Origin of the sequence: Shigella sonnei, assembly GCF_002950395.1 — a bacterium.
In the GTDB taxonomy this organism is placed as follows: Bacteria; Pseudomonadota; Gammaproteobacteria; order Enterobacterales; family Enterobacteriaceae; genus ECMA0423.
The window spans coordinates 1910588-1923066 of record NZ_CP026802.1; the positions used below are offsets into that span (position 1 = coordinate 1910588).

Below are 12479 nucleotides of genomic sequence, written 5' to 3' on the forward strand. Positions count from 1 at the left end.
GATGTTACAACCTCCTCCGGCATCTTTAACGTGGTCGAATCCCCTCAATAATAATCCGCTGCACGTTTTCAACCGTTTGATTGAAAAATATCTCATCGCGCAACGTCGCGCCTGTCACCGCCTCCACCTGAGGGGCGAAATCGGCGTAATGTTGAGTGGAAGCCCAAATCATGAAAATCAAATGCTGCGGATCAATCGGCGCGAGTTTGCCGCTTTTGACCCAACCGGCAATCAGCGCAGATTTCTCATCAATTAATGCCTTCAAATCGCCCGTCAGTTCATCCATTAACAGCGGCGCGCCTGCCAGCATCTCCATACAGAACAGGCGCGAAGCCTGCGGATAATCGCGGGAGACTTCCAGCTTCAGACGGATGTACTCTTTTATCGCCGCCAGCGGAGCGAAATCTTCACGAAACGCTTTTAACGGTGCCAGCCAGATATCGAGAATCTGCCGCAGCACGGCAATATACAGCGCCTCTTTTGACGGAAAGTAATACAGCAGATTGGTTTTTGAAACACCCGCCAACTCTGCGATCTGCTCCAGCCTTGTGCCGTGAAAACCGAATTGTGAAAAAGTGTCCAGTGCTGCGCTAAGAATCGCTTTTTTCTTCGCGCTTACTGCGCGCGAACGTTTACCCGTTGTTTTCACTGCGCCTTGCGTCATGCGCTCTCCCCTCTTGTAGATTGGCAACAGGATAGCAAAACCCCCGCCCGGCCTCGACCTTCTGCACTCTCATCGCGCACAGATGCATGTTTTATGTGCAACTGTTTTGACCGTTTAGTCCACTTTTTATCAGATATTTTAGATAACGTAATATTAACATATTAATAACATTAACTTTTTAAAAACTGGCATCCGCTTTGCAAACAAGCCAATACGCGGCTGAAAAGGATATGCAGGATGCAGCGCCCCGTCTGACTTTCACTTTACGAGACGAAGAGAGGTTGATGATGAAAATTGGCGTATTCGTACCTATTGGCAACAACGGCTGGCTCATTTCGACCCACGCGCCGCAGTACATGCCGACCTTTGAACTGAATAAAGCCATTGTGCAGAAAGCGGAGCATTACCATTTCGATTTCGCCCTGTCGATGATCAAACTGCGTGGCTTTGGCGGCAAAACTGAGTTCTGGGATCACAACCTTGAGTCGTTCACCTTGATGGCGGGTCTGGCAGCCGTGACCTCGCGCATTCAGATTTACGCCACTGCTGCCACCTTAACGTTACCTCCGGCAATCGTCGCCCGTATGGCCGCAACCATCGACTCCATCTCTGGCGGGCGTTTTGGCGTCAACCTCGTGACTGGCTGGCAAAAGCCCGTGTATGAGCAGATGGGTATCTGGCCTGGCGATGACTATTTCTCCCGTCGTTACGACTATCTCACCGAATATGTTCAGGTGCTGCGCGACCTGTGGGGCACGGGGAAAAGCGATTTTAAGGTGATGCTGCCAACTTACTGATTTAGTGTATGATGGTGTTTTTGAGGTGCTCCAGTGGCTTCTGTTTCTATCAGCTGTCCCTCCTGTTCAGCTACTGACGGGGTGGTGCGTAACGGCAAAAGCACTGCCGGACATCAGCGCTATCTCTGCTCTCACTGCCGTAAAACATGGCAAATGCAGTTCACTTACACCGCTTCTCAACCCGGTACGCACCAGAAAATCATTGATATGGCCATGAATGGCGTTGGATGCCGGGCAACTGCACGCATTATGGGCGTTGGCCTCAACACGATTTTACGTCACTTAAAAAACTCAGGCCGCAGTCGGTAACCTCGCGCATACAGCCGGGCAGTGACGTCATCGTCTGCGCGGAAATGGACGAACAGTGGGGCTATGTCGGGGCTAAATCGCGCCAGCGCTGGCTGTTTTACGCGTATGACAGTCTCCGGAAGACGGTTGTTGCGCACGTATTCGGTGAACGCACTATGGCGACGCTGGGGCGTCTTATGAGCCTGCTGTCACCCTTTGACGTGGTGATATGGATGACGGATGGCTGGCCGCTGTATGAATCCCGCCTGAAGGGAAAGCTGCACGTAATCAGCAAGCGATATACGCAGCGAATTGAGCGGCATAACCTGAATCTGAGGCAGCACCTGGCACGGCTGGGACGGAAGTCGCTGTCGTTCTCAAAATCGGTGGAGCTGCATGACAAAGTCATCGGGCATTATCTGAACATAAAACACTATCAATAAGTTGGAGTCATTACCCGATTTTAAAGGCGATTTTTTCACCATGAATGATTGTCGCGTCAGTCCGCAACCGAGTGTCCCCATGAAAGTGATCTGCGCCGGGCAAAGCGACGCTGGCATGGCGTTCTCCGCTCAGTATGCCGATTTCAACTTCTGTTTCGGCAAAGGCGTAAATACACCCACGGCTTTCGCCCCGACCGCTGTGCGGATGAAACAGGCCGCAGAGCAAACCGGGCGCGACGTTGGCTCTTATGTGTTGTTTATGGTGATTGCCGATGAAACCGACGATGCCGCTCGCGCCAAATGGGAACACTACAAAGCGGGCGCGGATGAAGAGGCGTTAAGCTGGCTAACCGAACAAAGTCAGAAAGATACCCGCTCCGGTACTGACACCAACGTCCGTCAGATGGCCGATCCCACTTCGGCGGTAAACATCAATATGGGGACATTAGTCGGTTCTTACGCCAGTGTCGCGCGCATGTTAGATGAAGTCGCAAGCGTGCCTGGTGCCGAAGGCGTGCTGTTGACCTTCGATGATTTTCTGTCGGGAATCGAAACCTTCGGCGAGCGCATTCAACCACTGATGCAGTGCCGCGCCCATCTCCCTGCGCTGACTCAGGAGGTGGCATGATGACGACCTTAACCGCTCGACCGGAAGCCATTACCTTCGATCCGCAGCAAAGTGCGCTGATCGTGGTGGATATGCAAAACGCTTATGCCACGCCAGGCGGCTACTTAGATCTCGCCGGGTTTGATGTCTCAACCACTCGCCCGGTCATTGCCAACATTCAAACCGCCGTGACCGCAGCGCGAGCGGCAGGGATGCTGATCATCTGGTTTCAAAATGGCTGGGATGAACAGTATGTCGAAGCTGGCGGACCCGGCTCACCGAATTTTCATAAATCGAACGCCCTGAAAACCATGCGTAAGCAGCCGCAGCTGCAGGGGAAATTGCTGGCGAAAGGCTCCTGGGATTATCAACTGGTGGATGAACTGGTGCCGCAGCCTGGCGATATTGTGCTGCCGAAGCCGCGCTACAGCGGTTTCTTCAATACGCCGCTGGACAGCATTTTGCGCAGCCGTGGAATACGCCATCTGGTTTTCACCGGTATCGCTACCAACGTCTGCGTCGAATCGACGCTACGCGATGGCTTTTTTCTGGAGTATTTCGGCGTGGTGCTGGAAGACGCAACACACCAGGCGGGGCCTGAATTTGCACAGAAAGCCGCGTTGTTCAATATCGAAACCTTTTTTGGCTGGGTCAGCGACGTCGAAACGTTCTGCGACGCGCTTTCTCCCACGTCCTTTGCTCGTATCGCTTAAGGAGTTTAACGATGCCAAAATCCGTAATTATTCCCGCTGGCAGCAGCGCACCGCTGGCCCCCTTCGTTCCCGGCACGCTGGCTGATGGCGTGGTGTATGTCTCCGGTACGCTGGCTTTTGATCAACATAATAACGGGTAATGACTCCAACTTATTGATAGTGTTTTATGTTCAGATAATGCCCGATGACTTTGTCATGCAGCTCCACCGATTTTGAGAACGACAGCGACTTCCGTCCCAGCCGTGCCAGGTGCTGCCTCAGATTCAGGTTATGCCGCTCAATTCGCTGCGTATATCGCTTGCTGATTACGTGCAGCTTTCCCTTCAGGCGGGATTCATACAGCGGCCAGCCATCCGTCATCCATATCACCACGTCAAAGGGTGACAGCAGGCTCATAAGACGCCCCAGCGTCGCCATAGTGCGTTCACCGAATACGTGCGCAACAACCGTCTTCCGGAGACTGTCATACGCGTAAAACAGCCAGCGCTGGCGCGATTTAGCCCCGACATAGCCCCACTGTTCGTCCATTTCCGCGCAGACGATGACGTCACTGCCCGGCTGTATGCGCGAGGTTACCGACTGCGGCCTGAGTTTTTTAAGTGACGTAAAATCGTGTTGAGGCCAACGCCCATAATGCGTGCAGTTGCCCGGCATCCAACGCCATTCATGGCCATATCAATGATTTTCTGGTGCGTACCGGGTTGAGAAGCGGTGTAAGTGAACTGCAGTTGCCATGTTTTACGGCAGTGAGAGCAGAGATAGCGCTGATGTCCGGCAGTGCTTTTGCCGTTACGCACCACCCCGTCAGTAGCTGAACAGGAGGGACAGCTGATAGAAACAGAAGCCACTGGAGCACCTCAAAAACACCATCATACACTAAATCAGTAAGTTGGCAGCATCACCTAATAACGTGCTGTTTGCCGATGACCCAAAGGCGCAAACCCGCCACGTTCTGGAAACTATCCGCAAGGTGATCGAGACGGCGGGTGGCACGATGGCGGATGTGACCTTCAACAGCATCTTTATTACCGACTGGAAAAATTACGCCGCGATTAACGAAATCTACGCCGAGTTTTTTCCGGGTGATAAACCGGCGCGATTCTGCATTCAGTGCGGACTGGTAAAACCTGACGCGCTGGTGGAAATCGCCACAATTGCGCATATCGCCAAGTGAGGCCGCGATGAAACTTTCACTCTCACCTCCCCCTTATGCTGATGCGCCCGTAGTGGTGTTGATTTCGGGTCTTGGCGGTAGCGGCAGTTACTGGTTACCGCAACTGGCGGTGCTGGAGCAGGAGTATCAGGTAGTCTGTTACGACCAGCGCGGCACCGGCAATAATCCCGACACGCTGGCAGAAGATTACAGTATCGCCCAGATGGCAGCGGAACTGCATCAGGCGCTGGTAGCCGCAGGGATTGAGCATTACGCGGTGGTCGGCCATGCGCTCGGTGCGCTGGTGGGAATGCAGCTGGCGCTGGATTATCCCGCGTCGGTAACTGTGCTGATCAGCGTTAACGGCTGGCTACGAATAAACGCCCATACGCGCCGCTGTTTTCAGGTTCGCGAACGATTACTGTATAGCGGCGGCGCGCAGGCATGGGTGGAAGCGCAGCCGTTGTTCCTCTATCCCGCCGACTGGATGGCGGCCCGCGCACCTTGCCTTGAGGCAGAAGACGCGCTGGCACTGGCGCATTTTCAGGGCAAAAATAATTTACTGCGTCGACTTAACGCCCTCAAACGCGCTGACTTTAGTCACCATGCGGATCGCATCCGCTGCCCGGTGCAAATCATCTGCGCCAGTGATGATCTGCTGGTGCCATCAGCATGTTCCAGTGAGCTTCATGCCGCCCTGCCCGATAGCCAGAAAATGGTGATGCGCTATGGCGGACACGCCTGCAACGTGACCGACCCCGAAACGTTTAATGCTCTGTTACTCAACGGGCTTGCCAGCCTGTTACATCACCGTGAAGCCGCCCTGTAAGGAATTGCTATGAACGAAGCCGTTAGCCCAGGTGCGCTTAGCACCCTGTTCACCGATGCCCGCACTCACAACGGCTGGCGGGAGACACCCGTCAGCGATGAGACGTTACGGGAGCTTTATGCCCCGATAAAATGGGGGCCGACATCAGCTAACTGTTCTCCGGCACGGATCGTGTTTATCCGCACTGTAGAAGGAAAAGAACGTCTGCACCCGGCGCTTTCCAGCGGCAATCTACAAAAAACCCTGACCGCGCCCGTCACCGCTATCGTTGCCTGGGACAGTGAATTTTATGAACGGTTACCACTACTGTTTCCCCACGGTGATGCCCGCAGTTGGTTTACCTCCAGCCCACAACTTGCCGAAGAAACAGCGTTTCGCAACAGCTCCATGCAGGCGGCCTATCTGATCGTCGCTTGCCGTGCGCTGGGACTGGATACCGGCCCGATGTCGGGTTTTGACCGTCAACACGTTGACGACGCCTTTTTTGCGGGCAGCACGCTGAAGAGCAATCTGCTGATTAATATCGGCTATGGCGATAGCAGCAAACTTTTTGCGCGCCTGCCACGTCTGTCCTTTGAAGAAGCCTGCGGGCTGTTGTAAGGAGCAAACTATGAACATAGTTGATCAACAAACCTTTCGCGATGCGATGTCCTGTATGGGCGCGGCGGTCAATATCATCACCACGGACGGTCCATCCGGGCGCGCCGGGTTCACCGCCAGCGCCGTCTGCAGCGTGACCGACACGCCGCCCACATTACTGGTGTGCCTGAATCGTGGGGCGTCCGTCTGGCCGGTATTCAATGAAAATCGAACGCTGTGTGTAAATACACTGAGCGCCGGGCAGGAGCCGCTTTCAAATCTTTTTGGCGGCAAAACGCCCATGGAACACCGCTTTGCCGCCGCCCGCTGGCAGACGGGTGTGACCGGATGCCCGCAACTGGAAGAGGCTCTGGTTTCGTTTGACTGCCGCATCAGCCAGGTGGTGAGCGTCGGCACCCACGACATTCTGTTTTGCGCCATCGAAGCGATTCATCGTCACACCACACCCTACGGGCTGGTGTGGTTCGATCGCAGTTATCACGCGCTGATGCGCCCTGCTTGTTAACCTCCTTAAGGAGACAGCTGATGGCAATGTTCGGTTTTCCTCACTGGCAGTTAAAATCGACCTCTACAGAGAGCGGCGTGGTCGCGCCGGATGAACGATTGCCGTTTGCTCAGACGGCAGTAATGGGCGTTCAACACGCGGTGGCGATGTTTGGCGCGACGGTGTTAATGCCGATTCTGATGGGGCTGGATCCCAATCTTTCCATTTTAATGTCGGGGATCGGCACGTTACTGTTTTTCTTTATTACCGGCGGGCGCGTCCCCAGTTATCTCGGCTCCAGCGCGGCTTTTGTCGGCGTGGTGATTGCCGCGACGGGCTTTAACGGTCAGGGCATTAACCCGAATATCAGCATCGCACTGGGCGGGATTATCGCCTGTGGGCTGGTTTATACCGTCATTGGCCTGGTGGTGATGAAAATTGGTACACGCTGGATTGAACGACTAATGCCGCCGGTGGTGACGGGTGCGGTGGTGATGGCGATTGGCCTGAACTTAGCGCCTATCGCAGTGAAAAGTGTATCGGCTTCGGCCTTTGATAGCTGGATGGCGGTAATGACGGTGCTGTGTATTGGGCTGGTGGCGGTGTTTACCCGTGGCATGATCCAGCGGTTATTGATTCTCGTAGGTTTAATTGTCGCCTGTCTGCTGTATGGCGTGATGACCAACGTTTTAGGGCTGGGAAAAGCCGTCGATTTTACTCTCGTCAGCCATGCTGCCTGGTTCGGTTTGCCACATTTTTCCACTCCTGCTTTTAATAGTCAGGCAATGATGCTGATTGCGCCCGTGGCGGTGATTCTGGTGGCGGAAAACTTAGGTCATCTCAAGGCGGTCGCCGGGATGACCGGACGCAATATGGACCCGTATATGGGGCGAGCATTCGTCGGTGATGGTCTGGCAACGATGCTTTCCGGCTCTGTCGGCGGTAGCGGCGTCACCACCTATGCTGAAAATATCGGTGTGATGGCCGTGACAAAAGTCTACTCGACGCTGGTGTTTGTTGCTGCTGCCGTCATCGCCATGCTGTTGGGCTTTTCGCCGAAATTTGGCGCGCTGATCCATACCATTCCGGCCGCGGTGATTGGTGGTGCATCAATTGTTGTGTTCGGGCTGATTGCCGTCGCAGGCGCAAGGATCTGGGTACAAAACCGTGTCGATTTAAGCCAGAACGGTAATTTGATTATGGTCGCAGTAACCTTAGTGCTGGGCGCGGGTGATTTTGCTCTCACGCTGGGCGGTTTTACGTTGGGAGGGATCGGTACAGCCACCTTTGGCGCGATTTTACTCAATGCGTTGTTAAGTAGAAGGTTGGTTGACGTTCCACCGCCAGAAGTTGTTCATCAGGAGCCATAAACAGAAAACCGCCGGGGTTACCCGGCGGTGCAGATTGTTGACAACGTACGCATTGTTCATGCCGGATGCGGCGTAAACGCCTTATCCGGCCTACAAAACAGTGCAAATTCAATATATTGCAATCTTCTGGTAGGCCTGATAAGCATCGCGCATCAGGCAAGCTTACATTTGTCATCAGTATCAACCACCGGGTAACCGGCGGTGATGGCTTTTTGACGAGCTACAGACAAAAATGCATTCGTCATTGATTAGCCCGGCTAGTTGTCGCTTTTGCCGTGACTGCTCTTGCCACCTTTTTTACCTGCTTCAGATGCGCGCTGCGGGTCATTCTTGAAATTACCCCCGCTGTGCTGTCCACCTTTTTTACCTGCTTCTGATGCTCTTTCGCGGTCTTCTGCAAAATTGCCGGAACCGCCTCGATGGTTTGCCATTACTGACCTCCGTCTGGGTATAGACATCATATTGCATAGAATTAACGCGGCGTATGGCGGCTGCCATATTTTCGCTACGTGGGACTAAGCTTAGTGAACTGACGCGGGTAGACCCGCGTTTGGTAATATCCTGCAACAGCTTCTTAGCGAGAATAGATATCATCTCCAATAATTATCCATAAGCCGCTCTTATGATTAAAAAAACGCGATGAGATAAAAATGTGTCATTTTGCGACAAAATTACGTGCTTGTGAAAGTTGTTATAAATCAAATAAGTGGTTGTGAAATTTGCACTCTGAAAAGGACGTCTTATCTTTAAATAAGTGGTAGCGAATCGCTACGGAATAGAGATAACACGAGGAGTGGTTAGAAATGGCTAAAGTTCTGGTGCTTTATTATTCCATGTACGGACATATTGAAACGATGGCACGCGCAGTCGCTGAGGGTGCAAGCAAAGTCGATGGCGCAGAAGTTGTCGTTAAGCGTGTACCGGAAACCATGCCGCCGCAATTATTTGAAAAAGCAGGCGGTAAAACGCAAACTGCACCGGTTGCAACCCCGCAAGAACTGGCCGATTACGACGCCATTATTTTTGGTACACCTACCCGCTTTGGCAACATGTCCGGTCAAATGCGTACCTTCCTCGACCAGACGGGCGGCCTGTGGGCTTCCGGCGCACTATACGGAAAACTGGCGAGCGTCTTTAGTTCCACCGGTACTGGCGGCGGTCAGGAACAAACTATTACTTCAACCTGGACGACCCTTGCGCATCACGGCATGGTGATTGTCCCCATTGGCTACGCAGCGCAGGAATTATTTGACGTTTCACAGGTTCGCGGCGGTACGCCGTACGGCGCAACCACCATCGCAGGCGGTGACGGCTCACGCCAGCCAAGCCAGGAAGAACTGTCTATTGCTCGTTATCAAGGGGAATATGTCGCAGGTCTGGCAGTTAAACTTAACGGCTAATCTTCAACAGGAGGATACGCATGCCAACTCAAGAAGCGAAAGCTCATCACGTCGGTGAATGGGCATCTCTGCGCAATACGTCGCCGGAAATAGCCGAGGCCATTTTCGAAGTCGCCGGGTACGACGAAAAAATGGCAGAAAAGATTTGGGAAGAAGGTAGCGATGAAGTGTTAGTCAAAGCCTTTGCTAAGGCCGATAAAGATTCGCTTTTTTGGGGCGAACAGACCATCGAACGTAAAAACGTTTAACCAGCGACTCCCCCGCTTCTCGCGGGGGAGTTTTCTGTTATTTCACCGCTTCATTCAACACGCTATCAAATTTATCCATCGGGCAGAAACCGTTGGCATCTATCGGGCAACCGCTTAATTCCAGCGTCACACGCTGAGCAGGTGCCTGCAGGGTTAACGCATCGGCATTACGTAACTGTTCCGCACTCTGATACACATATTCAATTTTCATCAAATCGCGATTGGCTTTGCTGTCATGCCAACGCTGGAAAACGATTTTGCCGCCAATCGGCGTGCGTTCGTTCTGGTCATGCAACTGATACGGTTTGAAATCCAGCGCCGTTAACAGAGAGGCAATGTTGGAGTCGTGCCCAACCAACACTGTAATTTTCGGTGCGCTGGTGCGATCGGTGACCAGAGCTTTGTCGATATAACTGACCAGCGGTTTCGCAACATTGCGCGCCACTTCCGGTGAGGTAAACAGGCTGTCCTGGTAGCCGTTTTTAAGCTTCGACAACACCTTCCACTGCTGGTCAGATTTGATTTCTCCCCAGGCCACCTGATCCATCGGAAAACCTTCGTAATATTGCAAAGTAAACGCATCTACCAGCGAGTTGCCGACTTTCAGCGGCCCGGAAACACCTGGTTCTTGTTGATACTTGGCGCTAAAGGTATTTTTGCCATCCACCAGCGAACACTGTTGTTTCTCTTTACAGGCAGGGGAATCTTTATAGTTAACGATTTTTTCCAGTAGCTGGTAGCTGTCGGTAAGCTGGAGTTTGCTGAGCTCTTTCTCCATTGCCGCCACCGCCTGTTCACTGAATGCGGCGGAATCATCGGTGATCACCGGGTTAAAGGTTGGGTCCATAGTGCCCATTTTTTCCTGGTGATGCACAGGAATATCACACCCCGGGAATGCGCCGGTAATAAAGAACTGTGCGGTCGCAACGGTACGTTGCAGACTATTGGCATAGGCATAAACGGTGTCCGGCGGCGGGCATTCCCCCGATTTCACCATCCCCTGCTCTGCCAGCCATTCACGCATGTAATGGCCCATATACACTTCGAGCACGCCACCTTTGGTGGTGAGTTGCCCACCGGGGACGTCCCATTCTGGCCATTTATTCGGCGTCGACTGCTCCAGCACACTGCCATTGTTCGCCAGCGGCGCACGTAAGTTATGGCGGCTCATCATGAGCACTTGCTGTAGCTGATAGCCTTCCGGTACGGTTTGTGCCTGAGCATTTGAAGCGAGTAAAACTATCCCTGCCACAGTTGCGGCGATTAGCGTTTTGTTCATTCCTGGCACCTCTTTTGTTATCAATCATTAAAGAGTGTGACAGAAATATGACTTTTTTCCGGGAACAGGTTCGCAAAATGGCTTGTTGAACGCCTGTTTTTCTATATATATCTTCAAAAACAGGCAAGGTTTGACGCAAACTATGCCTGATTAGCCCCTGCCTCGCGTACGCCGCTGATAATTGCACCTGTGGCTAAACAGAATATCAGCGGCGTTACTAATACAGAGGCAATAGTACCAATAATAAGAGAAGTGAGGCTAATAACAATGGTTTTTAGCACATGCCTTTGTCATTAAATTGCATAACGAGTTAAAAAATCAATTTGCGCATTCCTTTCCTTATTGTTTAACTCGTAAGCCTGAGCAAAAAGTTCAGGAGGGAGGTAAACGTCATAATGATTGCCAGTGTTTATTAAATACCCATACTCAAGGTCGTCATCTGTTGAAAAGGATTCATTCCCTAAGGAGATTGATGCCACATTGCTGTAAACAATAAATAATGAGCAAATGCTATCTGAAAGAGCAGTGAGGAAATTTTTCACCTCATTAACCTTCTGCTCTGGGTCGGTGTCTAAAACAAGGCGTGCCTTGTTATCATTAAATATAAATTCGGGTAAATGCAGTATGCATTTTTTGTCATTCAAGCAACTATCAATAAATTCTTTTTTAAAAGACAAAAAACTCCATGATAAAAAACCACCCTGCCCCTGAATTTTGTTGTCAGATTGTAGATTAACGCCAAATAACGTCTTTACATCTTCCCTGAGATTATAGAATGCCGTATCAACAAGAGCCTCGATCGTTTGTTTATCAACAATTTTAATAAACTCTTCGTATACTTGCTTTTGCGTCTTATGGCCGCCCAGCGCCCATGAATACTCATGTTCTTTTAAAACCAGTATCTAAATCAGATATTCCCGGCGTATTTATCTGTTCTGGCTGGATACTCATATTTTCATCATCTAAACAATACTCAGAAAAAATATCATCACACGCAGTAATGTTTTCAATATATTCCATAAAGCCATACCAATAATAACCTTTAAAATCTGTGATAGACTCTGAACCTCTGCCCGGCAAGGACACTCTAACAATATCAACATTTTGAACATATTGTATAGTATATGTAATACCTCCTGAAACCCCTGAATAAATTTGTGTATCATTAGTACGCAATGTTCTCATAAATAATGATAGATCATTATCATTCTGCATTTCCTCAAATTCTTTTTCTAGTGATTCACATTCCAGACATGGAGTATCCTCTTCATTTACTTTACGTCTGAGTTCATTGTATAACCGCATAAAACACACCAGTGTGTTTTCAAAAAGCGTGATTGAATATGTTTGATTTTTTTCGTACTCATTTTTTATATCGTTCCAGGCCTGTTTCAAATAATTATTTGCAGTGCAACTAATTCCATGTATATTACTACCCATATATAGCGTCTATAAAATTTAATAAATAATGACGCCCTAGTTAAACTTAAAGTGCCTGGTTCAACTATCAAAAATCGCTCACCCTTTTTCACCTGTTTAAAATATGTTCAGCAACCCATCTTGATGGCGACCTCCTCTCCGCGATGATTTCAATAACATATTCT

At 50.9% G+C, this 12479-nt stretch carries 12 protein-coding genes and 5 pseudogenes; 12 read left to right on the forward strand and 5 right to left on the reverse strand.

Annotation, left to right across the window (positions count from 1 at the left end):
• Nucleotides 1-25: 25 nt before the first annotated feature.
• Nucleotides 26-664 carry an HTH-type transcriptional regulator RutR gene (gene rutR, locus C1P89_RS10285; RefSeq protein WP_000191700.1) on the reverse strand — a complete coding sequence of 213 codons (639 nt, stop codon included), beginning with the start codon at nucleotides 662-664 and terminating at the stop codon, nucleotides 26-28.
• A 287-nt stretch (nucleotides 665-951) separates the two neighbouring features.
• Here rutR and C1P89_RS10295 point away from each other — a divergent pair.
• The 5 genes and pseudogenes from C1P89_RS10295 to rutC (C1P89_RS25925) all read left to right on the forward strand — a co-directional run.
• Nucleotides 952-1440, forward strand: a pseudogene (locus C1P89_RS10295) (LLM class flavin-dependent oxidoreductase); the annotation flags it as partial.
• A 54-nt stretch (nucleotides 1441-1494) separates the two neighbouring features.
• Nucleotides 1495-2192, forward strand: a protein-coding gene (locus tag C1P89_RS10300; RefSeq protein ID WP_237158176.1) for an IS1-like element IS1A family transposase whose coding sequence is annotated in 2 segments (ribosomal slippage) — nucleotides 1495-1744 and nucleotides 1744-2192 — 699 coding nt in all. Because the reading frame shifts where the segments join, the coding sequence is not laid out codon by codon here.
• Nucleotides 2193-2208: 16 nt separating this feature from the next.
• A pseudogene (locus C1P89_RS10305) lies at nucleotides 2209-2820 on the forward strand (LLM class flavin-dependent oxidoreductase); the annotation flags it as partial.
• Entirely contained in the window at nucleotides 2820-3512 is a 693-nt protein-coding gene (gene rutB / locus C1P89_RS10310; protein WP_001307708.1) for a peroxyureidoacrylate/ureidoacrylate amidohydrolase RutB, read from the forward strand. The pseudogene C1P89_RS10305 and the gene rutB, both read left to right, overlap by 1 nt.
• 11 nt (nucleotides 3513-3523) lie before the next feature.
• Nucleotides 3524-3646: pseudogene (rutC, locus tag C1P89_RS25925) on the forward strand (3-aminoacrylate deaminase); the annotation flags it as partial.
• Nucleotides 3647-3662: 16 nt separating this feature from the next.
• On the opposite strand, the gene C1P89_RS10315 reads toward rutC (C1P89_RS25925), so the two are convergent.
• Nucleotides 3663-4360, reverse strand: a protein-coding gene (locus C1P89_RS10315) for an IS1-like element IS1A family transposase (protein ID WP_094096600.1) whose coding sequence is annotated in 2 segments (ribosomal slippage) — nucleotides 3663-4111 and nucleotides 4111-4360 — 699 coding nt in all. Because the reading frame shifts where the segments join, the coding sequence is not laid out codon by codon here.
• A 56-nt stretch (nucleotides 4361-4416) separates the two neighbouring features.
• Between C1P89_RS10315 and rutC (C1P89_RS10320) the strand changes: the two are divergent.
• The 5 genes and pseudogenes from rutC (C1P89_RS10320) to rutG form a co-directional block, all read left to right on the forward strand.
• Nucleotides 4417-4686: pseudogene (gene rutC / locus C1P89_RS10320) on the forward strand (3-aminoacrylate deaminase); the annotation flags it as partial.
• 7 nt (nucleotides 4687-4693) lie between these two features.
• Entirely contained in the window at nucleotides 4694-5494 is an 801-nt protein-coding gene (gene rutD / locus C1P89_RS10325; RefSeq protein ID WP_005139845.1) for a pyrimidine utilization protein D, read from the forward strand.
• Between the two features lie 9 nt (nucleotides 5495-5503).
• Entirely contained in the window at nucleotides 5504-6094 is a 591-nt protein-coding gene (locus C1P89_RS10330; RefSeq protein ID WP_001001197.1) for a malonic semialdehyde reductase, read from the forward strand.
• Between the two features lie 10 nt (nucleotides 6095-6104).
• Nucleotides 6105-6599, forward strand: a complete 495-nt coding sequence (gene rutF, locus C1P89_RS10335; protein WP_001028106.1) for an NADH-dependent FMN reductase RutF — start codon at nucleotides 6105-6107, stop codon at nucleotides 6597-6599.
• 20 nt (nucleotides 6600-6619) lie between these two features.
• Nucleotides 6620-7948, forward strand: a complete 1329-nt coding sequence (gene rutG / locus C1P89_RS10340; RefSeq protein ID WP_001299829.1) for a pyrimidine utilization transport protein G — start codon at nucleotides 6620-6622, stop codon at nucleotides 7946-7948.
• A gap of 257 nt (nucleotides 7949-8205) precedes the next feature.
• Here the strand turns inward: rutG and C1P89_RS10345 are convergent, their stop codons facing one another.
• Nucleotides 8206-8379, reverse strand: coding sequence for a con-10 family general stress protein (locus C1P89_RS10345; RefSeq protein WP_001273658.1), 174 nt, complete (start codon nucleotides 8377-8379; stop codon nucleotides 8206-8208).
• A 372-nt stretch (nucleotides 8380-8751) separates the two neighbouring features.
• Here C1P89_RS10345 and wrbA point away from each other — a divergent pair, with 372 nt between their 5' ends.
• Complete coding sequence (gene wrbA, locus C1P89_RS10350) at nucleotides 8752-9348, forward strand: NAD(P)H:quinone oxidoreductase (RefSeq protein ID WP_001151437.1); 597 nt, start codon at nucleotides 8752-8754, stop codon at nucleotides 9346-9348.
• A gap of 20 nt (nucleotides 9349-9368) precedes the next feature.
• Complete coding sequence (locus tag C1P89_RS10355) at nucleotides 9369-9596, forward strand: YccJ family protein (RefSeq protein WP_001143118.1); 228 nt, start codon at nucleotides 9369-9371, stop codon at nucleotides 9594-9596.
• A 37-nt stretch (nucleotides 9597-9633) separates the two neighbouring features.
• On the opposite strand, the gene agp is transcribed toward C1P89_RS10355, so the two are convergent.
• Together agp and C1P89_RS10365 are read right to left on the reverse strand one after the other, a co-directional pair.
• On the reverse strand, nucleotides 9634-10875 hold the full coding sequence (gene agp, locus C1P89_RS10360; protein ID WP_001044307.1) for a bifunctional glucose-1-phosphatase/inositol phosphatase: 1242 nt from the start codon (nucleotides 10873-10875) through the stop codon (nucleotides 9634-9636).
• A gap of 293 nt (nucleotides 10876-11168) precedes the next feature.
• Nucleotides 11169-12315: pseudogene (locus tag C1P89_RS10365) on the reverse strand (hypothetical protein).
• Nucleotides 12316-12479 lie beyond the last annotated feature (164 nt).